Origin of the sequence: Luteimonas suaedae, from assembly GCF_008312895.1 — a bacterium.
Classification (GTDB): Bacteria; Pseudomonadota; Gammaproteobacteria; order Xanthomonadales; family Xanthomonadaceae; genus Luteimonas; species Luteimonas suaedae.
The window spans coordinates 26,371-50,988 of sequence record NZ_VSSP01000018.1; the positions used below are offsets into that span (position 1 = coordinate 26,371).

Below are 24,618 nucleotides of genomic sequence, written 5' to 3' on the forward strand. Positions count from 1 at the left end.
GCATCGCGCGCATGGCGCGCTCCTACGGGGGTGGGCGATACACGTGAGGGGGCGCCGCCCTACAATGCCCAGCCCACAGCCGCAGTGAGGACGAACACCGCATGAGCATCAAGAGCGACCGCTGGATCCGACGCATGGCCGAGAACGGCGGCATGATCGAGCCGTTCGAGCCTGGCCAGGTCAAGCATGCGGCCGACGGCGAGCGCATCGTCAGCTACGGCACCTCCAGCTACGGCTACGACGTGCGCTGCTCGCGTGAGTTCAAGGTGTTCACCAATATCAATTCGACGATCGTCGACCCGAAGCACTTCGATCCGGGCAGCTTCGTCGATGTTGAGGCGGACCAGTGCATCATCCCGCCCAACTCGTTCGCGCTGGCGCGCACGGTCGAGTACTTCCGCATCCCGCGCGACGTGCTGGTGGTGTGCCTGGGCAAGAGCACCTATGCGCGCTGCGGGATCATCGTCAACGTGACCCCGCTGGAGCCGGAGTGGGAGGGCCACGTGACCCTGGAGTTCAGCAATACCACGCCGCTGCCGGCACGCATCTATGCCAACGAGGGCGTGGCGCAGATGCTGTTCTTCCAGTCCGACGCGGACGACGTCTGCGAGACCTCGTACAAGGATCGCGGCGGCAAGTACCAGGGGCAGCGCGGGGTCACCCTGCCGCGGACCTGATCAGTCCTCGAGGCGCGGCATCTCTCCGATCGTATCGATGCGTGGGGGCCGTTCCTGCGGAGACGGATCGAGCCGGCTCCTTCGTAGGAGTGCGCCATGCGCGCGATGCCGCGGGCATTTCGTCGCCGCAAATTCCGATGATCGGCGCGCCTGCCGATCCGGAATCGCGGCATCCACCGGATCCTGCAGGCACCCGCGGCATCGCGCGCATGGCGCGCTCCTACGGGCGGTGTCGTCCCGCAGGCGCGGCGCAGCATGCGCCATAAGGGTTGACAGGCCTAGTGTTCGGCGCCGGCGGCGAGCCTGTCGTCGACTTGCGTGACCAGCGCGGTGCGCAGCGCGATCCGCAGGCCCTCGGCCACGGTGTCCACACCCAGGCTGGCGGCGCCCGGATGGGCGGCGGCCTGCCGCGGCGAGTAGGGGATATGCACGAACCCGCCGCGCACCCGGCGCCGGCGCAGCGCATGCATCAGCCCGTAGAACACGTGGTTGCAGACGTAGGTGCCGGCGGTCTGCGAGATCTCGGCGGGAATCCCGGCCTGCAGCAGCGCCGCCAGCATCGCCTTGATCGGCAGCGTGCCGAAGTAGGCCGCGGGGCCGCCAGCGACCACCGGTGCGTCGATCGGTCGCGCCCCCGCGTTGTCGGCGATGCGCGCGTCGTCGACGTTGATCGCCACCCGTTCCAGCGACAGCCTCGTGCGGCCGCCGGCCTGGCCGACGCACAGCACCAACGCCGGTGCGGTCTCGCGGATCGCGGCGCGCAGCACGCGCAGCGACGCGCCGAACTCTACCGGCAGCTCGCGCGCGACCACGCGATGGCCGGCGATGCGTGCGCCGTGCAGCGCGGACACTGCCTGCCAACTGGGATTGTCCGACTCGCCGCCGAACGGCGCGAAGCCGGTCAGCAGCACCGTCGGCGTCGCGCGCCTGGTGGGTTTCGAAGTCATCGAAACACGATGAAGTACATCAACAGCACGTTGCAAGCCAGCAGCGGCAGCGCAGTGGCCACCTGTTGCCGGATCACCGCGTTCGGGTCCTTCAGTTCCAGCAGCGCCGCCGGCACCAGGTTGAAGTTGGCCGCCATCGGCGTCAGCAGGGTGCCGCAGTAGCCGGACAGCATGCCGATCGCCGCGAGCGGCGCGGGATCGGCACCGTGCACGCCCACCAGCAGCGGCAGGCCGATGCCGGCGGTCATCACCGGGAACGCGGCGAACGCATTGCCCATGATCATGGTGAACAGCGCCATGCCCACGGCATAGGCGACCACCACGACGAAGCGGTTCTCGATCGGGATCACCGCGCGCACCAGGCCGGCTACCGCATCGCCGACGCCGGCCGCGGCGAACACGCTGCCGAGCGTGGCCAGCAGCAGCGGCAGCAGCGCCGCCCAGCCGATCGCGTCGATCAGCCGCCGCGACTGCTCGACGGCCGAGGCCGGCGACTGCCGGGTCAGCCGGCACGCCGCCGCGACCGCCAGCACGCAGGCCAGGCCCAGCCCCACCAGCGTGGTCAGCTCGGCACCGAACAGGCGCACGCCGGCGATCTCGACATCGGCCAGCACTACCGCCACCAGGACGGTCACCACCGGGATCAGCAGCGCCGGCCAGAACAGTCGATTCCCGAGGCGCAGCGCCTCGCTTCGCTTCTCTTCCGGGCCGCTCTCGCGATAGCGGCCGCGCCCCAGTCCGCCGAAGCCGGCCAGGCACGCCAGCGTCACCACCACCGCGCCGACCACGGCCGCCGGCAGGCGGTCGGCGACCAGCAGCATCGCGCCCAGCAGGCCCCAGAACAGCGCCGTGGTATGGCGCCGCGGGTTGCCGCGGTCGCGCCAGCCGAGCACGGCGACCGCCGCCAGGTACAGCCCGGTGAGCCAGTAGACCCACTGCAGGGTGATCACGATGCGCGCTCTTCGGCGGCGGCGGCCAGTCGGGCCGCTTCGCGCGCCAGCCGTGCGTCCAGCCGCGACAGCCGCAGGGCGTGGATGGTGAAGGCGCAGAGCGCGGTCGGGATGCCCCAGAGCGCGATGTGCAGCGGTTCCAGCACGATGCCGTTCTCGGCGTAGAAGCCCTGCATCAGCAGCACCGCAGCGAAGGCGATGAAGATGTCCTCGCCGAAGAACAGTCCGACGTTGTCGGTCGCGGCCGACAGTGCCTTCAGCCGCTCGCGTTCGGCCTCCGGTAGCGCGCCGTGACGGGCCTCGGCCGCGCCTTCGGCCATCGGCACCAGCAGCGGCCGCACCGTCTGCGGATGGCCGCCGAGGCTGTTGAGGCCGAGCGCGGCGGTGATCTGCCGCGCGGCCAGGTAGACGATCAGCAGGCGCCCGGCGGTGGCGGCGCGCAGGGTCGCGATCCACGCCTGCGCGCGCTCCTTCAGCCCGTGGCGTTCGAGCAGTCCGATTACCGGCAGGGTGAGCAGGAAGATCGCGAGGTAGCGCTGCTTGGTGAAGGCCTCGCCCAGCAGTTGCAGTACCTCCACCGGTGTATAGCCGGCCACCAGCCCGGTGACCACGCCGGCGGTGACCACCACCAGCGCGGGATTCATGCGCAGGGCGAACCCCAGCACCACCAGGGCGACGCCGATCAGGGGCCAGTAGCTCATGCGGGGTCCTCGGAGCGCTCAACAAAATGCTCCCTCTCCCCCGACGGCGTCGGGGGAGAGGGCTGGGGTGAGGGGGCGAGCGCCGCAGGCGCGAGTGCTTTCAGTCGCCGCAACGGCAAGAGCCCCCCTCACCCTAACCCTCTCCCCCATCGCTGCGCGACGGGGGAGAGGGAATACCGGGCGCGACCACGGATACGCCGTCCGCCTCCAGCGCGTCGCGCAGCGCGCGTGCGAACGCGGCGGCGTCGGGGCGGTCGCCGTGCAGGCACAAGGTGTCGGCGCGGATCGGCACGCGGCTGCCGTCGCGGGCCTGCACCTCGCCCTCGCGCAGCATCGTGCGCACCTGCGCGAGCGCGCCGTCGAGATCCTCGATCACCGCGCCGGGCTGGCCGCGCGGAGTCAGCCGGCCGTCGGCCTCGTAGCCGCGCTCGGCGAAGACCTCCTCGGCCACCTGCAGGCCGAGCGCATGGCCCGCGTGCACCAGTTCCGAGCCGGCGAGGGCGTACAGCCACAGGTCCGCGCCGAGCGCGTGTACGGCGGCGGCAACGCCCTCGGCCACGGCCGGGTCGCGCGCGGCCAGGTTGTACAGCGCGCCGTGCGGCTTGACGTGGTGCAGGCGCGTGCCGGCGGCGTCGCAGATTGCCATCAGCGAGCGGCACTGGCGCAGCACCAGCGCATGCGCTTCCAGGGGCGAGAGCGGCAGTTCGCGGCGGCCGAAGTACGCGCGGTCCTCGAACGACGGGTGCGCGCCGATGGCGACGCCGTGGCGCAGGCACAGCGCCACCGTGGCGCGCATGCTGGCGTCGTCGCCGGCGTGGCCGCCGCAAGCGATGCTGGCCGAGCTGATGCAGGGCGCGATCGCGGCATCGTCGCCGCAACCTTCCCCGAGATCGCAGTTGAAGTCGATGCGCCTATGCATCCGCGCCTCGCCTGGAATCGATCGCCAACGCGATTCTGGTCAGGCGCTGGCGTTGCGCGCAAGCGGCCGCGTGCGCTTCGGCGGGCGTGCAGGGCGCGAACCGGAGCACATCCCCGGGCCGCAGTTGCGCCAGCCGCGGGCGGTCGGCGCGGATCGCGTGGCCGATGCGCGGATAGCCGCCGTGGGTCTGGGCATCGGCCAGCAGCACGATCGGGCAGCCGTCCGGCGGCAACTGCACGGTGCCGGGCGCGACCGGCTCGGAGATCCGCTCGTGCATGTCCGCCAGCGCCAATGCATCGCCTTCCAGGCGCAAGCCCTGGCGGTTGCTCGCGGCGGCCACGCGCCAGCGGCCGGTGAACAGCGCGTCCACCGGCGCGGTGGCGTCACCCCCGGCCAGTACGCGGATGCGCGATGGGACCGACAGGTCGAGGTCGGGCGTTCCGTCGATCCACCATGGCGCGATCGACAACCGTTCGACGGCGGGAACGCCTTCGGCGCCGAGTTCCAGCACATCGCCTGCCGCCAGCGCGCGCCCATGCACGCCGCCGAAGCCGCCGCGCAGGTCGGTGCTGGCGCTGCCGAGCGTGTCCGGCAGCGCCAGCCCGCCGGCGACCGCCAGGTAGGCGCGTGCACCCTTGCGGCAGCGGCCGAGGACGAGGGTGCTGCCGGCGGGCAGTTGCACCGGCCGCCAGCCCGGAATCGCGGTGCCGTCGACTTCGGCGTCGATCTCCGCGCCGCACAGCGCGATCCGCGCTGGCTTTCGGAACCGCAGCCGTGGCCCGGACAGCGCGACTTCCAGCGTCGCGGCGTCGGCGGCGTTGCCGGCCAGCAGGTTCGCCACGGCGTGCGAATACAGGTCCAGCGCGCCGGCGCTGCCGATGCCGAGATGGCGCAGGCCGACGCGGCCGTCGTCCTGCACTGTCGTCGCCAGGCCCGGCGCGAGCACCTCGATGCTCATGCTGCCTCGTCGTCGGTGGCCGCCACGAAGCGCACGCGCCGCCCGGGTTCGAGCAGCGCCGGCGCCGGCCGCGCCGGGTCGAACAGGACCAGCGGGGTGCGGCCGAGAATGCGCCAGCCACCTGGGCTCTCGCGCGGGTAGATCCCGGTCTGCGCGCCGCCGATCGCCACGCTGCCGGCAGGAATGCGTGCGCGCGGGGTATCCATGCGCGGCATCGCCAGGCGTGGATCGAGCCCGAGCAGGTACGGGAAGCCCGGTGCGAATCCCAGCATCGCCACCCGGTAGTCGCCGGCCGTGTGCAGCGCGATCACTTCCTCGGCGGTGATGTCGGCATGCGCGGCCACGGCCTCCAGGTCGGGTCCGTGCTCGCCGCCGTAGCGGACCGGGATCTCGAGCGGCGGCTGGTGGCCCGGGTCGCGGTCGCCGGCCGCGGCCAGGTCTTGTGCCTGCAGCCAGCGCTCGGCGTGCTGCAGCGGGTCGTCGTCCGGGTCGGAACGATCGTCGTCGACGAACAACGCCAGCGATGCGTACGCCGGTACGATGTCACACAGCCACGGCGGCCGCCGGGCGTCGATGACCGCGGCCAGCGCGTGCACGCGGCGGTTGGTGTCGTCGTCGATGCGTTCGCCCAGGCGCAGCAGCAGCGCCTCCTCGCCCAGGCGTTCGATCGTGAAGCCGGTCACCCCGGCAGCGCGTCGCGCAGGCGCGCCACTCGCTCGACCAGCGCCTCGGGCGTGTACGGCCGCGCCGCCACCCGGCCCCAGACCGGCGCCGGCCAGGCGGGATCGTGCTCGAACCGCGCGATCGCGTGGACGTGCAGCTGCGGCACCAGGTTGCCGAGCGCGGCGACGTTGAGCTTGTACGGCCGGAACACCTCGCGCAGCAGGCGCGAGGTGCGGTCGATCTCGTCGGCCAGCGCATGGCGATGGTCGGGCGCCAGGTCGATCAGCTCGCGCGCGTCGGCGATGCGCGGCACCAGCACCAGCCAGGGATAGTTGGCGTCGTCCATCAGGCGCAGTTCGCACAGCGGCAGCGAGGCCAGCGGGTGGGTGTCGGTGGCCAATTGCGGGTGCAGGGTGAAGCCGTCGGTGGTGGCGGATCGGTTCATCGTGTTTGGGCCGGGCGTAGCGTCGGGGGCGGGTGCTTCGTGGTTTCCGCAGCCGCAGATCAAGGAAATGGCGACGTACCGCCCCCTCTCCCGTTTACGGGGCGAGAGCACGCGGCTTGCGCGCCAATGGCGCGCGTGTGATCGAGCGCCCGCTCCGCTGGAGCGGGCCGGGGCGCGGAGCGGGGTTGGGGTGAGGGGAACGCCGGAGCAGGCGGCAATTGGGTACAGGTGGTGCTTCGAGTGTCAGCTTTTACCGCACTCGGGCTGATGTTGGAGAGCCGACCGCATCGGCTCCGCCATGCCCTCACCCCAGCCCTCTCCCGCAAGCGGGAGAGGGAGCAGAGCGTGGGATCCCGCAGGCGGGAGAGGGAGCAGAGCGCGGGATCCCGCAGGCGAGGGCGGGGCAGGGCGCGGGATGCGTCCGGAAGCCATCAGAGCGGGCGTCACGGACATGCATCACGACAGTGCCTTCTCCAAGAAGGCCAGCGTGCGCCGGTGCGCCAGTGCGGCGCTCGGCGCGTGGTAGTGGCGCGGGTCGACGTCGCGGTTGAAGCCGTGCCCGGCGTCCTCGTAGACGTGGATTTCGGCTTCGGGCAGGTGTTTGCGATGCGCCTCGATGTCCGCCGCCGGAATCGAGGCGTCGTCGCCGCCGAAATGCAGCAGCAGCGGCGCGAGCGGCTGTTCTTCCTCCAGCAACGGCACCGTGCGCGCGCCGTAATAGCTGACCGCGGGCAGGCCGAGCCGGGTGTTGGCGAGGAAGGCGACGCTGCCGCCCCAGCAGAAGCCGATCGCCGCGACCTTGTGGCCTTCGGCCTGCAGCGGCAGCGCGGCGGCGGCGACCAGTTGCACCGCGCGGTCGAACCCCAGCGCCGACGCCAGCTCGCGCCCACGCGCGAACCCGTCTTCGCCGTAGTCCAGCTCGACGTTGCGTTCCACCGGGTCGTACAGCGCCGGCGCCAGCGCCACGTAGCCCTCGGCCGCGTAGCGCTCGACCACGCTGCGCATATGCGTGTTGACGCCGAAGATCTCCTGGATCACCACGATCCCGCCGCGCGGCGCGCCGTGCGGCGGATCCGCGCGCCAGCCGTCGATCGTGCCGTGCGCTGTCGCAATCGCGATGTCCCGGCCCATCGGCAACTCCCTTCCGCTGCGTCGGGTCGATTCTAACGCCGGATGGAGAAGGCCCATGTGGAGGTGCCCGTAGGAGCGCGCCATGCGCGCGATACCGCGGGCATTTCCCCGCCTGCGAATTTCGGCGACCGGCGCGCCTGCCGGTCCGAAATCGCGGCATCCACCGGATCCGGCCGATACCCGCGGCATCGCGCGCATGGCGCGCTCCTACGGGGTGGGTCGCGTTCGCATTCGTGCAGCGCCGCCGTGGTATCGCGCCAAGGCTTCGCCGCGATCGGCGTCAGTCGCGGTCTTCGGACAATTCGCGGCCGATCACATCGGATTCTTTCGGCACCCGCGGTATCGCGCGCATGGCGCGCTCCTACGGTGTGGATCGCCGTCGCGATATTGCGCCAAGGGTCGCGCCGCGATCGGCGTCAGCCGCGGTCCTCGAACAGTTCGCGGCCGATCAGCATGCGGCGGATCTCATTGGTGCCGGCGCCGATCGCGTACAGCTTGGCGTCGCGCAGGATGCGGCCGGTCGGGTATTCGTTGATGTAACCGTTGCCACCCAGCGACTGGATCGCCTCCAGCGCCACCTGCACCGCGGCCTCGGTGGCCTGCAGCAGGCAGGCGGCGGCGTCGATGCGCGACCTGTGGCCGGCGTCGTAGTCGCGCGCCACCTGGTAGGCGAACGCGCGCGAGCACTGCAGCGCGGTGTACATGTCGGCGAGCTTCGCCTGCATGATCCCGAACGTGCCGATCGGCGCATCGAACTGCCGCCGCTCGCGCACGTAGGGCAGGGTGATGTCGAGGGCCGATTGCATCAGCCCCAGCGGCCCACCGGTCAGCACCAGGCGCTCGGTGTTGAGGCCGCTCATCAGCACGCGCACGCCCTGGTGCACCCCGCCCAGCACGTTCTCGTCCGGGATCTCGCAATCCTCGAACACCAGCTCGCAGGTGTTGGAGCCGCGCATGCCCAGCTTGTCGAGCTTCTGCGCGGTCTTGTAGCCCTTCATCCCCTTCTCGACGATGAAGGCGGTCATGCACTGGCTGCCCGCGTCCTTGCCGGCGGTGCGCATGTAGACCACCAGCACATCGGCCTCGGGGCCGTTGGTGATCCACATCTTGCTGCCGTTGGCGATCCACACATCGCCCTTCTTTTCCGCGCGGCAGCTCATCGAGCCCACCACGTCGGAACCGGCGCCCGGCTCGCTCATCGCCAGCGCACCCTTCCATTCGCCGCTGCACAGCTTCGGCAGGTACTTCTCGCGCTGCGCCTGGTTGCCGTTGACGTACAGGTTCGACACGCACAGATTGGAATGCGCGCCGTAGCTCAGCCCCACCGAACCGGAGGCGCGCGAGATTTCCTCCATCGCCACCAGGTGGGCGAGGAACCCCATCCCGCTGCCGCCGAACTCGTCCGGCACCGTCATCCCCAGCAGCCCCATCTCGCCGAGTTTCGGCCACAGGTCCTGCGGGAACGCGTTCTCCTGGTCGATCGCCTCGGCCCGCGGCGCGATTTCCGCCTCGGCAAAGCGCCGCACCGCGTCGCGCAGGGCGTCGAGTTCCTCACCGAGTGGAAATGTACGCATAGGCTAGAAACGAGTGGAGAGAAGTGAGAAATGAGAGAAAGAAAAAGCAGTGGCAACGGCGCAGGGTCAGGGGGGAGGGAGTGAGCATAGCTGCTCTTACTCGTTTCTCACTCCTCTCCACTCACTCCTGCTCTAGTGTCCTCGAACACGCCCCTGGAAACGCGGCGCCGCGCGGCCCAGCGGCAGCTTCAGCTTGCCGATGATCTCGATGCGCTCCTCGGCCAGGCGGTCGGCGGCCTTGTAGGTCGGGATGCGGTCGCGCTCGGAGATCTCGTAGATGCGCGCCAGGTTGTGGTAGATCGTGCGCATCATGCGCATCGCGCGTTCGCGGTTGTAGCCGTCGATCTCCAGCGACACGTTCATCACGCCGCCGGCGTTGACCGCGTAGTCCGGCGCGTACAGGATCCCGCGCTTCTCCACCTCGTCGCCGATCTCGTTGGTCGCCAGCTGGTTGTTGGCGGCGCCGCAGATGACCTTGGCCTTCAGGCGCGGCAGGGTGTCCTCGTTGACGGTGCCGCCCAGCGCGCACGGCGAGTACACGTCGGCGGCGACGTCGTAGATGTCGTCCAGGCCCACCGCCTCGGCGCCGTACTCGCTCACCGCGCGGTCCACGCGCTCCTTGTTGATGTCGGTGACGAAGATCTTCGCGCCGCGCTCCTTGAGCAGCTTCACGAACTCGATGCCGACATGGCCCAGGCCCTGCACCGCGTAGCTGTACTTGCCGACTTCCTCGTCGCCGAACTTCCGGTTCAGCGAGGCCATCAGGCCCTGCAGCGTGCCGTAGGCGGTGAATGGCGACGGATCGCCGGAACCGCCGTGCACCTGGTGCACGCCGGTCACGTACTCGGTCTCGCGGTACACGAACTCCATGTCGTTGACGTCGATGCCGACGTCCTCGGCGGTGATGTAGCGCCCGCCCAGCGACTCGACGAACTGGCCGAACGCGCGGAACAGCGCCTCGGACTTGTCGCTGGCCGGATCGCCGATGATCACCGCCTTGCCGCCGCCGATGTTCAGGCCCGCCACCGCGTTCTTGTAGGTCATGCCACGCGACAGGCGCAGCACGTCGTTCAGCGCTTCCTGCTCGCTCTTGTACGGCCACATGCGGGTGCCGCCCAGGGCCGGGCCCAGCACCGTGTTGTGGATCGCGATGATGGCCTTCAGGCCCGCGTCCTTGTTGTGGCAGAACACGATCTGCTCATGGCCGTACTTGTCGAGGTGTTCGAAAATCATCGCAAACTCCGCTGCGGCGAGGATTCGCTGTGGCGAACGACGCCGGCCGTTTTTAGGGTGGGTGGTGATGCTGGACGTGAAGCGGCGCCAAACAGGCGCCGATGGGGGCCGCATTCTACGCCTGTCCCTGGACAAAAGCCCGCATGGCCCGGCGCGGCGGTGCCGCGCGCGAACCGCGCGAACGCGCCGCAGCCGGGCGACGACGCGCCGCCGCGTGGCTTCCGGCGCGGGTGGTAGCCGCCCCCACCCGTAGGAGCGCGCCATGCGCGCGATGCCGCGGGTGTTGGCAGGATCCGGTGAATGCCGCGATTCTGGACCGGCAGGCGCGCCGGTCACCGAAATCCGCGGGCGGCGCCATGCCCGCGGCATCGCGCGCATGGCGCGCTCCTACGGGGGTGGTAACGGTTACAGCTGGGATTCGATCGGTACCCAGCGCAGGGCTCGCGCCATCGCGCGCTGCAGCACGGTCGAGTCCGGTTCGGTGGCGAACACCTGCGGCGGGCTGGCGGCCGAATCCAGCCAGCGCAGCTCGCCGTCCGCATTCAGGTAGACCCACCAAGCCAGCTCCGGGCTGGTCAGCAGCAGGTACTCGTCGCGCAATGCGCGTGCGATCGTCGGCTCGTCGAACAGCACCCCCATCTCGGTGTTCAGGTCGATCGAGCGCGGGTCCATGTTGAACGAGCCGATGAAGCCGCGGCGGTCGTCGACCACGTACGCCTTGGTGTGCAGGCTGGCGCCGCTGCTGCCGAACACGCTGGTGCCGGCCGACACGCGCGCCCGCGTCTCGTGCAGCTTGATCCCCGTGCGCAGTAGGCGCTCGCGGTAGTTGCTGTAGCCGCTGTGCACGGCGAGCACATCGTTGGCCGCCAGCGAGTTGGTCAGCACGCCCACGTACACGCCGTGGCGCCGCACCAGTTCCGCCAGCCCGGCCACGCCCTCGCTGCCGGGCACGAAGTAGGGCGAGATCAGCAGCGCCTTGCTCCGGGCCGAGCGCAGGTCGTCCATCACGTGCTCGATCAGCCAGCTCGCGCGTTCGTCCTGGTCGCGCTTGACCGGCGGGTCGGACACGATGCGGAGCCGGTCGCTCCAGAACGGAGTGAGCTCCTGCGCGGCGTAGCGGCGCACGCTGGGCGAGGCGTCCACGCGATCGAGGAAGCGCCGCGCCTCGGCGCTGCGCGCCTCCTCGTGGATGCCGGCGAGCACGTCGGCCAGCCTGCGCTCGGACTGCTTGCTGAGCGCGGCGATCGGCACCACCGCCTCGCTGTTCCAGAACGTATCGAAGATTTCGCTGGCCTGGTTGACCGCCGGGCCGAACAGCATCAGGTCGAGATCGCGGAAGTTGGTGTCGACGGCGGCGTCGAAGTACTCCATGCCGATGTTGCGCCCGCCCACCACCGCCACCCGGCCGTCGGCGATCCACGCCTTGTTGTGCATGCGGTGGGTGATGCTCCAGCTGCGCTGCACCATCTCCAGCAGGCGGCCCAGGCCGTCGCGGTTGCGGAACGGGTTGTAGACGCGGATCTCGACGTTCGGGTGCTGGTCCATCGCCAGCAGCGCGGTGTCCTTGCCGGAGGTGTTGATGTCGTCCAGCAGCATCCGCACCCGCACCCCGCGCTCGGCCGCCTGCCAGGCCTCGTCGAGCAGCAGGTGGCCGGTGAGGTCGTCGTGCCAGATGTAGTACTGCAGGTCCAGGCTGCGCCCGGCCTGGCGCGCCGACAGCGCCCGCGCCGCGAACGCGTCCAGCCCGTCGGGAATCAGGATCACGCCGGTCTTGCCCGGATTGCGGTCGAGCAGCGGCATCAGCTCGCGGTCGAGCGCCGTCTGGTCGCGCTGCACCGCCAGCGCATGCCCCGGCGCCCCGGTGGCCGGTGGCGTCAGGTGATCGGCCAGCAACACCCCGCTGACCACCAGCGCCACGAAGGTGAACGCCCCCCAGGCGAGGATTTTTCGCAATCGTTTTCTCATGGGAGCCCCTGCATGCCGGCGCCGCCATTGTATGTGCCCGCAGCCGACCGCGGCGCTCCCCCCGTAGGAGCGCGCCATGCGCGCGATGCCGCGGGCATTGCGCCGCCCGCGAATTCCGGCGACCGACGCGCCTGCCGGTCCGGCATCGCGGCATCCACCGGATCTGCCGGCACCCGCGGCCGCCCCGACGCACAACGCACCGTAGGAGCGCGCCATGCGCGCGATGCCGCGGGCATTACGCCGCCCGCGAATTCCGGTGACCGGCGCGCCTGCCGGTCCGGAATCGCGGCCTCCACCGAATCCTGCCGGCACCCGCGGCCGCGCCGACGCACAACGCACCGTAGGAGCGCGCCATGCGCGCGATACCGCGGGTATTACGCCGCCCGCGAACTCCGGTAACCGGCGCGCCTGCCGGTCCGGAATAGTGGCATCCACCGGATCCTGCCGGCACCCGCGGTATCGCGCGCATGGCGCGCTCCTACGGAAGGCGACACATCCGGCCGACGTGTGCATCATTCAGCCACAGGACCGCCAACACCCCCGCGCTACAATCGGCGGATCACAGATTCCGCAGGAATGCGCGCCATGAGCACGCCCGCCAGCCAGATGCCGGAGACCCGGCCCGACACCACCCCGCTGCGCTTCGTTACCGCCGCCAGCCTGTTCGATGGCCACGACGCCGCCATCAACATCATGCGCCGGCTGATCCAGGCCCAGGGCGCCGAGGTCATCCACCTCGGCCACAACCGCTCGGTCGAGGACGTGGTGCGCGCCGCCCTCCAGGAGGACGCCGACGCCATCGCCCTGTCCAGCTACCAGGGCGGCCACGTCGAGTACCTCAAGTACATGGTCGACATGCTGAAGGAGCGCTGCGCCCCGCACATCCGCGTGTTCGCCGGCGGCGGCGGCACCATCACTCCGGAGGAGATCCGCGAACTCGAGAACTACGGCGTCGAGCGCATCTACCACCCCAACGACGGCATGAAGATGGGGCTGGTGGAAATGATCGAGGACGTGGTGGGCCGCGCCAGCGCGGCCCGGGAATCGGGAATCGGGAATCGGGAATCGGAAGAGCACGAGATGCCGGCGATCGACGATGAGATCGCCATCGGCCGCGTGCTCAGCGCCATCGAGGACGGCCAGTTCTCCGACGCCCAGCTCGCCCTGATGCGCAAGGCGTGGGCCAATCCCCGCTCTCTCGATTCCCGATTCCCCATTTCCCATTCCCGGATGCCGACCACGCCAGTGGTCGGCATCACAGGCACCGGCGGCGCCGGCAAGTCCTCCGTCACCGACGAGCTGCTCAACCGCTTCCTCGCCAGCTTCCCCGAGATGCGCATCGCCGTGATCTCGGTCGATCCCACCCGCCGCCGCACCGGTGGCGCGCTGCTGGGCGACCGCATCCGCATGAACTCCCTGCGCAGCCACCGCGTCTACATGCGCTCCATGGCCACCCGCCGCCAGCACGCCGCCACCAGCGCCGTGCTCAAGGACGGCATCGCCTTCCTCAAGGGCCTGGGCTACGACCTGGTGATCGTGGAGACCGCCGGCATCGGCCAGTCCGACTCGGAGATCGTCGACCTGGTCGACTTCCCCATGTACGTCATGACCAGCGACTACGGCGCCGCCAGCCAGCTGGAGAAGATCGACATGCTCGACTTCGCCGAGCTCATCGTGCTCAACAAGTACGACAAGCGCGGCGCCGAGGACGCCCTGCGCGACATCCGCAAGCAGTGGAAGCGCAACCGCGTCGCCTTCCAGGTCAAGGACGAGGACGTCCCCGTCTATCCCACCATCGCCAGCCAGTTCAACGACCCCGGCGTCAGCTGGATGTTCGTGAATCTTTGCCGCTTGTTGCGGCAAAGATTGGGAATGGGGAATGGAGAATCGGGAATGGAAAAAGCGGGTGACCCCGACCGCGGCGCCCCCCCCGTAGGAGCGGCCCATGGCCGCGATACCGACGCCCCTGACCGAACCGCGAAAGCCGCGACACCCGGCTCCCCTGCAGGAGCGACGGAAGTCGCGACCTCCAGCCCCGACGCAAGCGCCGCGACTCCCGACGCTCCCGCAAAAGGCGCAAGGCCTGCCGGCGCGCCGGCGCACTGCGACTTCCGCCCCCACCTCGACACCACCCTCAAGGAACCCCGTGCCACGGTGCTGATCCCGGGCAACCGCATCCGCTACCTGGCCGAGATCGCCGAGCAGGGCAGGGCGATCAACGCCTCCATCGAGAAACAGGCCGAAGCCGCCGACCGCGCCCAATCCTTCTGGCAGTCCCTGCAGGAACTCGCCGACCCCAAGCTGCCCAAGGCCCTTGACCTCTACGACAGCGCCGACGTCACCCCGGCCGCCGACGTCACCCCGACGAAGGGTTCCGCCGTCACCCCGGCGAAGGCCGGGGTCCAGTCTGCGGGCGATGCCATGGATTCCGGCCTACGCCGGAATGACGGCGAGGGCACCGACCGCCCCGAGGGCGGCCGAAATGGCGGCCAAGCCCCCGACCGCACCCTCCTCACCCTCCGCCAACGCTACAACGACGCCATCCAGTCCCTCACCGCCGAGTCCCTCAAGCTCCTCCGCGACTGGCCCCAGCGCCTCAAATCCATCACCGACGACACCACCGCCTACGAAGTCCGCGGCCGCGCCATCGAGGTGCAGAACTACCGCGAGTCCCTCAGCCACCAGAAGGTCCCCAAGATCGCCGCCCCCACCTACAAGTCCTGGGGCGAGCTGCTCACCTTCCTCGGCAAGGAGAACCTGCCCGGCAGCTATCCCTACACCGGCGGCGTCTACCCCTACCGCCGCACCGGCGAGGACCCGATCCGCATGTTCGCCGGCGAGGGTACCCCCGAGCGCACCAACCGCCGCTTCCACTACCTCTCCGTCGGGCAACCCGCCGCGCGCCTGTCCACCGCCTTCGACTCGGTCACCCTCTACGGCGAGGACCCGGCCCCGCGCCCCGACATCTACGGCAAGATCGGCAACTCCGGCGTCAACATCCCCACGCTGGACGACATGAAGAAGCTCTACTCCGGCTTCGACCTGTGCGCCCCCACCACCAGCGTGTCGATGACCATCAACGGCCCGGCGCCGATGATCCTGGCGCTGTTCATGAATACCGCCATCGACCAGCAGGTGGAGAAATACCTCAAGGCCGAATCCGCCCGCTGGGCCGAAACGGAACAAAAACTCGAGAAATTCTTCGAAGGCCGCCCGCGCCCCCGCTACCACGGCGACCTGCCGCCCACCAACGACGGTCTCGGCCTGGGCCTGCTGGGCGTGACCGGCCAGGAGATGGTGGACCGCGACACCTACGACAGGATCAAGGCCGAGACCCTCGCCACCGTGCGCGGCACCGTGCAGGCCGACATCCTCAAGGAGGACCAGGCCCAGAACACCTGCATCTTCAGCACCGAGTTCGCCCTGCGCATGATGGGCGACATCCAGCAGTACTTCGTCGACCACAAGGTGCGCAACTTCTACTCGGTCAGCATCTCCGGCTACCACATCGCCGAGGCCGGGGCCAACCCGATCAGCCAGCTGGCCTTCACCCTCAGCAACGGCTTCACCATCGTCGAGTACTACCTCGCGCGCGGCATGGACATCGACGACTTCGCGCCCAACCTGTCGTTCTTCTTCTCCAACGGCATGGACCCGGAGTACACCGTGATCGGCCGCGTCGCCCGCCGCATCTGGGCGCGCGCCATGCGCGAGCGCTACGGCGCCAGCGCCCGCAGCCAGATGATGAAGTACCACATCCAGACCAGCGGCCGCAGCCTGCACGCGCAGGAGATCCAGTTCAACGACATCCGCACCACGCTGCAGGCCCTGTACGCCCTGTTCGACAACTGCAACAGCCTGCACACCAACGCCTACGACGAGGCCATCACCACGCCCACCGAAGAGAGCGTGCGCCGCGCCGTCGCCATCCAGATGATCATCAACAAGGAGCTGGGCCTGAACTTCTGCGAGAACCCCTGGCAGGGCAGCTTCATCGTCGACAAGCTGACCGACATCGTGGAAGAGGCCGTGTACAAGGAATTCGAGGCCATCAGCGAGCGCGGCGGCGTGCTCGGCGCCATGGACACCATGTACCAGCGCGGCAAGATCCAGGAAGAGTCGATGTTCTACGAACACAAGAAGCACGACGGCAGCCTGCCGCTGGTCGGCGTGAACACCTTCCTGCCCAAGGAGCACGCCGGCGAGATCGCCACCGAGATCGAGCTGATCCGCTCCACCAAGGCGGAGAAGGGCCAGCAGATCGAGAACGTGCAAGCCTGGCAGGAATCACGCAACCGCCTGGCGCCGGAAGGGGAGACCGACCACGGCCACGTGGTGGAGGACGACGAAGCCGCCGCCACCGAACCGCACGACGGCCACGGGCTGGGCTATCTGCAGAACGCGGCGCGGGAAAGGCGCAACGTGTTCGAGGCGCTGATGGAGGCGGTGAAGACGCACAGCCTGGGGCAGATCAGCCATGCCCTCTACGACGTCGGCGGCGAATACCGCCGCAACATGTAGCCCCGCCGAGCCCCTCTCCCGCTTGCGGGAGAGGGGTTGGGGTGAGGGCAGCCCGCGCAGCTGACGCGCGACGCTCAACCAGATCAAGGAAACCCAACACCCTCATGCCCCGACTCGCCGAGCAGATCAAGGAAGCCCTGGCCGCCTTCGCCGGCATCGAGCAGCCGCCCGCACTCATCGGCGGGCTGGCCCTGGCGGCGCATCAGGTGATCCGGGCCACCGAGGACGTGGACTTCCTGGTCGATGGCGACGAGGCCGACCGGCTGCACGACATACTCATCGGCCTCGGCTACACCTGCATCCATCGGAGCGAGAACGCCGCGAACTACGTCAGGGGCGATGAAGGGCTCGACCTGCTGTACGCCCATCGCCCCATCGCCCGGCGCCTGCTGCAAGAAGCCGAGCCTCGCGACACGGCGATGGGGCGGCTGCGCGTCATCAGCGCCGAGGGCCTGATCGCCTTCAAGCTGCAGGGATACGTCAACGACGCTTCCCGTGTCCGGGACCTCGACGACATCCGCTCCCTGTTGCACCAGCATCACGCCAGCCTCAACATGGCCGAAGTCAGGGAATACTTCGCCCTGTTCGACCGACAGGAACTGCTCGATGAGCTCCTCGCGCAAGCCACCCAGCCCGGCGCCTGACCCGCTGCCCGAACCGGTGCTGGTGCGTGAAGCCGGCGTTCCTTACCGTCCGGGACCCGCGGCCGACCCGTTTGAGCGCTGGTTGGAACTGATGGAAGTGGTCGAAGCCCTGTGCCCGCAATGGCCGCGACGCGCGCCGACGATCGGGCGGGACTATCGGCTGTGAGTCCGATGCGCGACAAGGGGGCGCAGAGCATGTCGGAGGAAACAACGCAGGAGCAGCCGGAGTGCCCGCATCGCTTGCGTCGCCCGCCCCCCCAGGCATCGCTTGTTCGAGGTCATGATCGCCTTCGGCGTGCTGCTGATCTCGGCGGTTTCCGTGTTCGTGGCCTACAACGCCAACCGCACCCAGGGGCGGATACTGGTGGCCAGCGTGTGGCCGTCCCTGGTATTCGGCACCAGCACTGCCTCGCCGGAAGGACTGCCGCAGGTATCCCTCGATCTGCTGAACCGCGGTGTCGGCCCGACGCGCGTGCGTTGGGCCGAGGTGTCGTACAAGGGCCAGCCCGTATCCGACCTTCTTCGTTGCTGGCGGCATGCTGTGGTGCGGTGGAGGACGATCCCGGACTATTGGTCATAAAAAGCGCCATCCAGCATCGCGTGGGTGAGTGCCGACGAATGAATCCAGATCATGCGCGTCCGCCCGGTGGATGCGCCGTCCCCGACCTATAAGGCGCTTGACGATTCACTGGGCGACGTCCGTATACGGCTTTGCTATTGCTCGGTATTGGACGAGTGCTGGATGCTGGACAGCAAGCTTCCGGAGCCTGCGGTGGTGCGGGACTGTTCGGCTGCGGGGGGGTGCTGTGGGAGAGCGGGTCGTGACGCCGGCAGCAGCTCCGCTAGTAGGCGTGACCTTCCTGCCGAGGCGACGAAGAACCGTCGGTCGTGCGCGACGGGCATGGGCCCGGCTATTGCAGAACGCAGCGCGCCGGAAAGGCGTAGTGTGTTCGAGGCGCCGATGGAGGCAGTGAAGACGCATAGTCTAGGCCAGATCAGTCGCGCTGTATGACGTGGGTGGGGAGTATCGGCGCAATATGTAGCGGTCGTCGCTGCAAGATAGCGCGCACAAAGTGTTCAAGCATGGGCAGAGGCGCGCGTCGCGATAAAGTCATTATTGAGGTTATGGTGGCACGCGAAAGTCGTTCCGAAGAAGGGCGAAAAGCAGGGAGAGAGTCATGTCGCTAGAAACTCAAGATATCGAAAGGCTAAAGAACTCCATAAGAAATAGCTTTCGGGTTAGAGAGAATCAAAATCCAGTTTATGTTGATATCGGTGGAAACCTAAGAAGGTTCGAAAGTGATCAACACCAAGTTCTGTTTGGGCGGCGAGGCTCAGGAAAGTCATGCTTGCTGGTACATTTTATGCAAGCCAGTTCGAAGCGGAGTGGCGTAAGGGTCATCTACGTTGGAGTTGACGAAATCAAGAGGCTTGGATTTCCTGACATCCTTGTAAGACTATTGCTCTCTGTGTTCGAGTCTCTACCCGGAGCGAAGCGACGCTTTTGGCAGCTTCATCGATCCCCACTTCATAAGTTGATTGTTGAACTGCGAACCTTATTGGATGAGCCCGAGAGCGCTGAGACAAGTAGAAGAGATAGTGACGAGCGAAGTAGGTCAATTCAAGCGGGAGCAGAGTACGTAGGATCTGCACAGGTGAAGGTTGGCAGCAGAGCAGGACGCGAAGTTACAAGTGCGTACACCAGCAAGAAGTTGGATCAACTGGAGCGGCATCTGCAAGACTACAAGGCGGTTTTAAGGCGTGCGCTTCAGCCTGAAGGGCGAGCCTTCGTTCTGGTAGATGATTTTTACCTGATTAATAGAGAGATGCAACCGAATGTCATCGACTATCTCCACAGGCTGCTTCGAGGTACCAATTATTATTTAAAAGTTGCAACAATCAGGCATCGAACATCGTTACGGAAACACGAAGGGCAAACAGTTGGGGTCGAATTATTTCAGGATGTTGAAGAGATAAGTCTAGATAAGACATTTGAAGATTTTGAGGCCACAGACACATATTTGCACGCAATGCTTCAAAGCATGGCCGACCGTGTCTCTCCCGGGCTGGTGGTGGCAAATATTCTCAACCCGGACGCCCCTCGTGCGCTGACGCTGGCCTCCGGAGGGGTTCCTCGGGATTTCCTTAATATTTTCGTTGATGCAATTGATGCATCAATTCAGGCAGGGAAGAGAGACCGATTAACTCCAACCTACATATATAAGGCGAGTGCGATGCTATCTTATCGCAATAAGATGGCAAACATTAAGGAAGAAGCTGGGTTTGATTCTGCCTCTCTGGAGCGGCTTTTTGTCGATCTGGTCGACTTTTGTCTTCGCGAGAAGAAAAAAACATCATTTCTCGTGAGAAGGGATGATGCGCAACAATATCAAATTGAGAATGAATTTTTGCAGCAGCTAATGGATTTCAAGCTTATCCACTTAATAGATTCAAATACATCGGCTGCATCTGGTCGTTCCGGCCGCTATGCAGCATATACGCTCGACTTTTCCCTTTTTATGGAGCCCCGCAGGAGGAATATTGAGATCGTGCAATTCTGGCAAACAGATGAGCAGCGTCGCCCGGTGGGGATTCGCGAGGCTCCGGATTATCCGCTATCTCGCGCCGCAGCTGTATTAGGCGGGCAATCCCCGCAAATCGAAGTCGAAGATCTTTTGGAGTCTATAGAGGTCGATCCCGATGCTGCGCCGCCTAATACATCGCGTCCGACGCATGAGTTACGCTGACATGAGGCCGGCGCCGCGCCAGCTTTTTCAGCTTATCTCCATCAGAGGCGTTTAAATTCGAACTATGTATCAGAGACAGTTTTCGACCTTGGAAGAACGGTGTCAGGTTCACTTCTCGAGCAGGGCCGGCTTTCCAGCTATGCATCGTCAGGCAAGTGAAGTTGGCCCTTCTATCTCGAGCCCCGTATACGGAGAAATCGCGGGGGTGGATGTGTTATGCCAGATACGTTGATGACGACGGACGATGCTTTTTCAAAGAAAAGAAGGAACTTGTTACTGGTCACCTCTGTACTTTTATTTCTAAAATATGCTGACGCTGAAGTTCAAAATTCATCGAGTATATCGGTGTTGAAATTTCAGGTAGGGAACCCGGATGCGATTATTCAGGCGATTTGGTTTATCTGGGTATATTTCTTCTTGAGAGCGCATCAGCACTTCTTATATTATTTGAGAAAAGAATATAATAGGGCGACGCAAAAAACCGTTGTGCCATTGATGCATCCGTACCTCTCAGGAGCTGGGGTCCCGCTAGAGCGAGAGAGGTTTTTCTTTGAGGATTTAGAGCGATTTCACAATTACGATTTGAAGTTCAGGCCTCAATTTATTCTGGAGGACTTTTATCGGGATTGGCAATTCATTGTTCGCGCGCTTAGGCGGTGTTTGCCTCGTTCGGGGGCGAGATCGGGTAAACGCATTAACCTATTAAGATACGGTCCAAACTATTGGAGTTCGCGCGGTCGCCGATATGGATCAGGCGATGCATGGAGGATTGAGATATGGACAGTTACAGATAGGAGTGTCATTGGGGGTGGGAAGATGCCTATTGAGGTCGCCGCGCAAGTCGGGATCGGCTTTGTAAGCGGCCTCTTGCTGAAAATTAAGATTATAATTTCCTTGGTCATAAGGTCAGCTCCGTTCTTTGAAATGAGGCTACCATTTCTATACGCGCTTTTGCCGCTAGTGTATTACGGGTATGAGCCGTTGGTTCGAGTTGCAGCGCAACTACGAGTTTAGGGGGTAGCGGAAGAAATTTTTGGAGGGCGTGGAAAGGAGATTAGGTTCCCTTGTTTGACGACTTAGGAAGGAAGTGAACTAACTCCGTTCTCTGGCCAACAGGAAAAAGAGGCAAGTAAAGGGTTCAGGTCAATTTTCTAGGCATGCTCCCTTTCATCGATTAGTTATGCGTCGTATGACGTGGGTGGAGAGTCTCGAAGGAATATCTGATTACAGACGACAGGGGGCGGCATGGAAATTCAACAGCTTGCGAATCATGGAATCCCATCTGAGATAATTGAACAGTTTAAGAATCAGGGATTCAGGGTTCTTACTTCAGTTCAGAGTGCCTGCGTGGAGGCTGGTCTAACCTCTGGACAGAGTCTTGTAATTTCAGCGCCTACATCCTCTGGAAAAACAACTATTGCTGAACTTGCCGCCATTGTCGCCGCTCAACAAGGTCGGCGTACGGTATATCTGGTAACGCACCGGGCATTGGCCGAGGAAAAGTATCGTCACTTCAAGTCGACTTACGATAACGGGCAGGATTCTTGGTTTGATGTTTCCATATCGACAGGAGATCGAAGTGACGGGGATTGGCAGAACGGTATACTTGTTGCGACCTATGAGAAGTTTCTCTCTTTGGTGGCCACTGGTGCGATCAAAAATTACTCGAAGCTTGTCGTTGTGGCTGATGAGATTCAAACGATAAGTGCACCGTCTCGTGGTGCAGACATAGAGATACTTTGCACGATCTTGCTGCATGCAAAGCCGGCACAGTTCATCGGTCTTACAGCAACGGCCCCCAATGTGGATGAACTGGCAGAATGGCTTGGGTGCATTTCTTGTAAGGTCGATATCCGTGACGTTCCACTCGACCAAGAGATATGGTTCGCGGGAAAGGTCTCTGGATGTGAGTCAGGGCACGGAGAAGTGTTCGATAGAGATCGTGACGTACCGAATCCGTGTGGCTCAATTCAGGCGGTTCGAGCTCTTGTTGATAGTGGCCTTGGTCCGGTGCTCGTTTTCTGCATGACGAAGCCTCGAGCAGAACAGCTGGCTACTGAGTTCTCCGGTTTAAGTGTGAGAAATCAAGGCGCTCTTGAAGTTTCGCGCCAGCTCGATCTGTTTACTGAGCCAACCGCCTTGGGAGAGCGACTGAAGGCAGCTACAGCTAGCCGGACTGCTTTTCACACTGCAGACCTAAGTTTCTCTGAGCGAGCTGTTGTTGAAGAAGCTCTTCGCGATGGTCACATAGATGTGGTATTCGCAACGCCAACGCTTGCAGCAGGCGTTAACCTTCCGATTAGGTCAGTAGTTTTTGACTCTTTCCAGCGCCCATGGATGGACGAGCCCTGGCTATCCCAAAGCGAATTTGCAAACATGTCTGGCCGGGCGGGCAGGTTGGGATATCACGATCGAGGAAGTATGGTGATGCTCCCTACCAATCGCACGGAGTACGCGAAAGCATACCAATATGTAGTCGACCAGCCAGAGCCGGTTCGATCTGTGCTCATGGGGAGCAGCATTCGGAAGCCGATTTTGCAGCTTCTTTCATGCGGAGTTTGTTCTGGGGATAGCGCCGTAGTTGATTTCTTTGAAAGGACATTATGGTATCAGCAGACGGTTGTTTCTAATAACACGCTTGCCAAACAGTTGGCTGTGAGGGTGAAGGAGGCTGTTGATTGGTTAGTTGAGAATGATTTGGCGAAGCAGGAAGGTGATTTGTTAGTTGCTACAGAATTTGGTCGTGCGGTTAGTATGACCGGTCTTCTTCCATCTACCGCGATATCTTTTCTTAAGCATGCGATGTTGATTGATCCTGAGGATTTCGATGACCGTGCTTTTGGGTTGATTCACCTTGCCTGTGCTTCTGATGAGTTCTCGAATGAGATTGGGCAGAGATTTCTCCCGTATGCGCGTCAAACTAGCCCTATGGCTTATAAGACCGTTCGTGCTCAGTCTCTGTTCGTAGATCCCGATGTTTTGCCTAATCAACCTCAGGTTGATAATGCGGCCCTGGCTATTTCGATGTGGGGCAATGGAGCAAGTGAGCCAGATCTGCTGCGAGCTGTTCCTGCGATTAGATATGGCATGCTTCAGGTCTTGGCTCAAGATGTGGCCTGGATATTCGATGGAATGGCGTCGTTACTTGCGTCTCCAGCGGTTGATTCTGATAGACGCCTTGTTACTGAGTTCGAATTGCTCGCCAAGCGAATTAGATTGGGCGTGACACTAAGTGCCGTCGATGTTCTTAATGCAGCAAAAGATGCAAACGTACCTGGCTTTGGTAGGTATCGCGCGATGGCGTTGGCTAACGCTGATATTTCCGAGCCTTCAAAGCTGCTAACTGCAAAGCCCGATTTGCTGTCACGTCTCGTGGAGAGCGTCGCGAGAGCGGAGTTACTGGTCGAAGCAGTCGCTAAGTACTTCTCAAGACCAATGGAGTACTGGAAGAACAGGCAAACAGCAGCTGCATATGAGATGAGAGCGGATGTGGAGTTGATTGAGTCGCTTTACGAGCAAGATGGAGTCGCATATGAAGATCTTGTTTTCGAGCTTTTCCGGCGCTTAGATTTTTCGCCCGATAAGTATGACGATGGAAAGCGGCAGGGTGTTCCGGATATTCGCCTAAGATTGGATTGCGGCGACGTTTATGTCGAATGCAAGTCTAGGGAAAAGAAAAAGAACAGTCCTATATCAACGGACGATGCATATGCCGTTTTTGCTAAGGCAAATGATTTATCTGCGGCACATTGCGTTACGGTGGGAAAGCCTGACTTCAACTCACACGCGAAGAAGAAGGCTACATCGGCTGGTTCCATTACGCTCGTTTCGCACAAGGCGCTTGTTCAAGCCTATTTGGCGTATTTTTCTAAGAAGGTGCCGAAGCATAAAATCGAGGAGTGGTTGTGCACTCCTGGAGTTGCTACTTTTTTTGAACTGTAGGCCTGGCGAAAAATGGGTCGACGGACTAAAGTGGGGCTGGACTAAAAAGGGGGCGGAGGCAATTAAGAGGCCGATGCTGGATTGGTTGTCTTCGTCCTGTTGTACGAGATAACGGTGCCAGATTCACTTATCGCGCTGTTGCTCTGCGATTCAGGGCTTTCGCCAGTGGTCGTGTATCCCACACCCTTTCCACGTCCATCTTCCGGGGCTCCCCAGTTCTCAGGAATCTGTAAGACTTGGGTCGCTCCCAACGCCTCCGTAACGCGCTTGATCCTAGTCAGAAACCGAGGCAGGAAATGAGTACCGTAGAGCTTCTCGATAATTCATCAATCAGGATTGGCGATCGCTCCTATCTCATGTTCACCCATGACAGCGAGCTTGAAGACGGCACGCTACTGAGCGTTGAAACATTCGGGCGCCCGAATCTAATGTCCAAAGGACTCCAGGCCAGGTTTTCGGTTGATGATCTCGAGGGGGTGCTGTCTTCCGATCTCCCCGACAAGTTTTCATTCTTAGCCTATGAGCCCTTACTCGATACGCCAGGACTCCGACGTCCCCCCGCTTTTGAGTAGCACGGCGATTTGGAGTCCAATCCCCAACG

General features: G+C 64.3%; 18 protein-coding genes. 7 read left to right on the forward strand and 11 right to left on the reverse strand.

Features of this window, described 5'->3' with window-relative positions:
- The first annotated feature begins 101 nt into the window (after positions 1 to 101).
- On the forward strand, positions 102 to 677 hold the full coding sequence (gene dcd, locus FXO19_RS17995; RefSeq protein WP_149196499.1) for a dCTP deaminase: 576 nt from the start codon (positions 102 to 104) through the stop codon (positions 675 to 677).
- 278 nt (positions 678 to 955) lie between these two features.
- Here the strand turns inward: dcd and pcp are convergent, their stop codons facing one another.
- From pcp to FXO19_RS18055, 11 genes are all read right to left on the reverse strand, one after another.
- Positions 956 to 1,624 carry a pyroglutamyl-peptidase I gene (gene pcp, locus FXO19_RS18000; RefSeq protein WP_149196500.1) on the reverse strand — a complete coding sequence of 223 codons (669 nt, stop codon included), beginning with the start codon at positions 1,622 to 1,624 and terminating at the stop codon, positions 956 to 958.
- On the reverse strand, positions 1,621 to 2,574 hold the full coding sequence (locus FXO19_RS18005) for a DUF979 domain-containing protein (RefSeq protein WP_255516494.1): 954 nt from the start codon (positions 2,572 to 2,574) through the stop codon (positions 1,621 to 1,623). Before FXO19_RS18005 ends, pcp begins: the two co-directional genes overlap by 4 nt.
- Positions 2,571 to 3,275, reverse strand: a complete 705-nt coding sequence (locus FXO19_RS18010; protein WP_149196501.1) for a DUF969 domain-containing protein — start codon at positions 3,273 to 3,275, stop codon at positions 2,571 to 2,573. The genes FXO19_RS18005 and FXO19_RS18010 overlap by 4 nt, the downstream gene beginning before the upstream one ends.
- 133 nt (positions 3,276 to 3,408) lie before the next feature.
- Positions 3,409 to 4,194 (reverse strand): LamB/YcsF family protein, encoded by a 786-nt coding sequence (locus tag FXO19_RS18015; RefSeq protein WP_149196502.1) that lies wholly within the window; start codon positions 4,192 to 4,194, stop codon positions 3,409 to 3,411.
- The gene (locus FXO19_RS18020) at positions 4,187 to 5,152 is read right to left on the reverse strand and encodes a 5-oxoprolinase subunit C family protein (RefSeq protein ID WP_149196503.1); all 966 of its coding nucleotides are present in this window, start codon (positions 5,150 to 5,152) and stop codon (positions 4,187 to 4,189) included. Before FXO19_RS18020 ends, FXO19_RS18015 begins: the two co-directional genes overlap by 8 nt.
- Complete coding sequence (gene pxpB / locus FXO19_RS18025; RefSeq protein ID WP_149196504.1) at positions 5,149 to 5,835, reverse strand: 5-oxoprolinase subunit PxpB; 687 nt, start codon at positions 5,833 to 5,835, stop codon at positions 5,149 to 5,151. Before pxpB ends, FXO19_RS18020 begins: the two co-directional genes overlap by 4 nt.
- Positions 5,832 to 6,260: an HIT domain-containing protein gene (locus tag FXO19_RS18030; RefSeq protein WP_149196505.1), complete on the reverse strand. Its 429-nt coding sequence runs from the start codon at positions 6,258 to 6,260 to the stop codon at positions 5,832 to 5,834. Before FXO19_RS18030 ends, pxpB begins: the two co-directional genes overlap by 4 nt.
- A 456-nt stretch (positions 6,261 to 6,716) precedes the next feature.
- Entirely contained in the window at positions 6,717 to 7,391 is a 675-nt protein-coding gene (locus FXO19_RS18040; RefSeq protein ID WP_149196506.1) for a dienelactone hydrolase family protein, read from the reverse strand.
- Between the two features lie 416 nt (positions 7,392 to 7,807).
- Complete coding sequence (locus FXO19_RS18045) at positions 7,808 to 8,965, reverse strand: isovaleryl-CoA dehydrogenase (protein WP_149196507.1); 1,158 nt, start codon at positions 8,963 to 8,965, stop codon at positions 7,808 to 7,810.
- 132 nt (positions 8,966 to 9,097) lie between these two features.
- Entirely contained in the window at positions 9,098 to 10,198 is a 1,101-nt protein-coding gene (locus FXO19_RS18050) for a Glu/Leu/Phe/Val dehydrogenase dimerization domain-containing protein (protein ID WP_149196508.1), read from the reverse strand.
- A 405-nt stretch (positions 10,199 to 10,603) separates the two neighbouring features.
- Positions 10,604 to 12,163, reverse strand: a complete 1,560-nt coding sequence (locus FXO19_RS18055) for a phospholipase D family protein (RefSeq protein WP_149196509.1) — start codon at positions 12,161 to 12,163, stop codon at positions 10,604 to 10,606.
- A 585-nt stretch (positions 12,164 to 12,748) separates the two neighbouring features.
- Between FXO19_RS18055 and FXO19_RS18060 the strand changes: the two genes are divergently transcribed.
- The 6 genes from FXO19_RS18060 to FXO19_RS18085 all read left to right on the forward strand — a co-directional run bounded on the left by FXO19_RS18060 (position 12,749) and on the right by FXO19_RS18085 (position 24,017).
- Positions 12,749 to 16,684, forward strand: a complete 3,936-nt coding sequence (locus tag FXO19_RS18060) for a methylmalonyl-CoA mutase family protein (RefSeq protein ID WP_149196510.1) — start codon at positions 12,749 to 12,751, stop codon at positions 16,682 to 16,684.
- A 104-nt stretch (positions 16,685 to 16,788) separates the two neighbouring features.
- Positions 16,789 to 17,328, forward strand: coding sequence for a nucleotidyltransferase family protein (locus tag FXO19_RS18065; RefSeq protein WP_149196511.1), 540 nt, complete (start codon positions 16,789 to 16,791; stop codon positions 17,326 to 17,328).
- Entirely contained in the window at positions 17,291 to 17,494 is a 204-nt protein-coding gene (locus FXO19_RS18070; protein ID WP_149196512.1) for a hypothetical protein, read from the forward strand. The genes FXO19_RS18065 and FXO19_RS18070 overlap by 38 nt, the downstream gene beginning before the upstream one ends.
- 102 nt (positions 17,495 to 17,596) lie before the next feature.
- Positions 17,597 to 17,908 carry a hypothetical protein gene (locus tag FXO19_RS18075; protein WP_149196513.1) on the forward strand — a complete coding sequence of 104 codons (312 nt, stop codon included), beginning with the start codon at positions 17,597 to 17,599 and terminating at the stop codon, positions 17,906 to 17,908.
- A gap of 1,075 nt (positions 17,909 to 18,983) precedes the next feature.
- On the forward strand, positions 18,984 to 20,075 hold the full coding sequence (locus tag FXO19_RS18080; protein ID WP_149196514.1) for a hypothetical protein: 1,092 nt from the start codon (positions 18,984 to 18,986) through the stop codon (positions 20,073 to 20,075).
- Between the two features lie 1,245 nt (positions 20,076 to 21,320).
- Entirely contained in the window at positions 21,321 to 24,017 is a 2,697-nt protein-coding gene (locus FXO19_RS18085; RefSeq protein ID WP_149196515.1) for a DEAD/DEAH box helicase, read from the forward strand.
- The last annotated feature ends 601 nt before the right edge of the window (positions 24,018 to 24,618 follow it).

Bases quoted from the DNA above. Each gene is read 5' to 3' on its own strand.
- dcd (WP_149196499.1), top strand. From the start codon at position 102: ATGAGCATCAAGAGCGACCGCTGGATCCGACGCATGGCCGAGAACGGC.
- pcp (WP_149196500.1), bottom strand. From the start codon at position 1,624: ATGACTTCGAAACCCACCAGGCGCGCGACGCCGACGGTGCTGCTGACC.
- FXO19_RS18010 (WP_149196501.1), bottom strand. From the start codon at position 3,275: ATGAGCTACTGGCCCCTGATCGGCGTCGCCCTGGTGGTGCTGGGGTTC.
- FXO19_RS18015 (WP_149196502.1), bottom strand. From the start codon at position 4,194: ATGCATAGGCGCATCGACTTCAACTGCGATCTCGGGGAAGGTTGCGGC.
- FXO19_RS18020 (WP_149196503.1), bottom strand. From the start codon at position 5,152: ATGAGCATCGAGGTGCTCGCGCCGGGCCTGGCGACGACAGTGCAGGAC.
- FXO19_RS18030 (WP_149196505.1), bottom strand. From the start codon at position 6,260: ATGAACCGATCCGCCACCACCGACGGCTTCACCCTGCACCCGCAATTG.
- FXO19_RS18040 (WP_149196506.1), bottom strand. From the start codon at position 7,391: ATGGGCCGGGACATCGCGATTGCGACAGCGCACGGCACGATCGACGGC.
- FXO19_RS18045 (WP_149196507.1), bottom strand. From the start codon at position 8,965: ATGCGTACATTTCCACTCGGTGAGGAACTCGACGCCCTGCGCGACGCG.
- FXO19_RS18050 (WP_149196508.1), bottom strand. From the start codon at position 10,198: ATGATTTTCGAACACCTCGACAAGTACGGCCATGAGCAGATCGTGTTC.
- FXO19_RS18055 (WP_149196509.1), bottom strand. From the start codon at position 12,163: ATGAGAAAACGATTGCGAAAAATCCTCGCCTGGGGGGCGTTCACCTTC.
- FXO19_RS18060 (WP_149196510.1), top strand. From the start codon at position 12,749: ATGAGCACGCCCGCCAGCCAGATGCCGGAGACCCGGCCCGACACCACC.
- FXO19_RS18065 (WP_149196511.1), top strand. From the start codon at position 16,789: ATGCCCCGACTCGCCGAGCAGATCAAGGAAGCCCTGGCCGCCTTCGCC.
- FXO19_RS18070 (WP_149196512.1), top strand. From the start codon at position 17,291: ATGAGCTCCTCGCGCAAGCCACCCAGCCCGGCGCCTGACCCGCTGCCC.
- FXO19_RS18085 (WP_149196515.1), top strand. From the start codon at position 21,321: ATGGAAATTCAACAGCTTGCGAATCATGGAATCCCATCTGAGATAATT.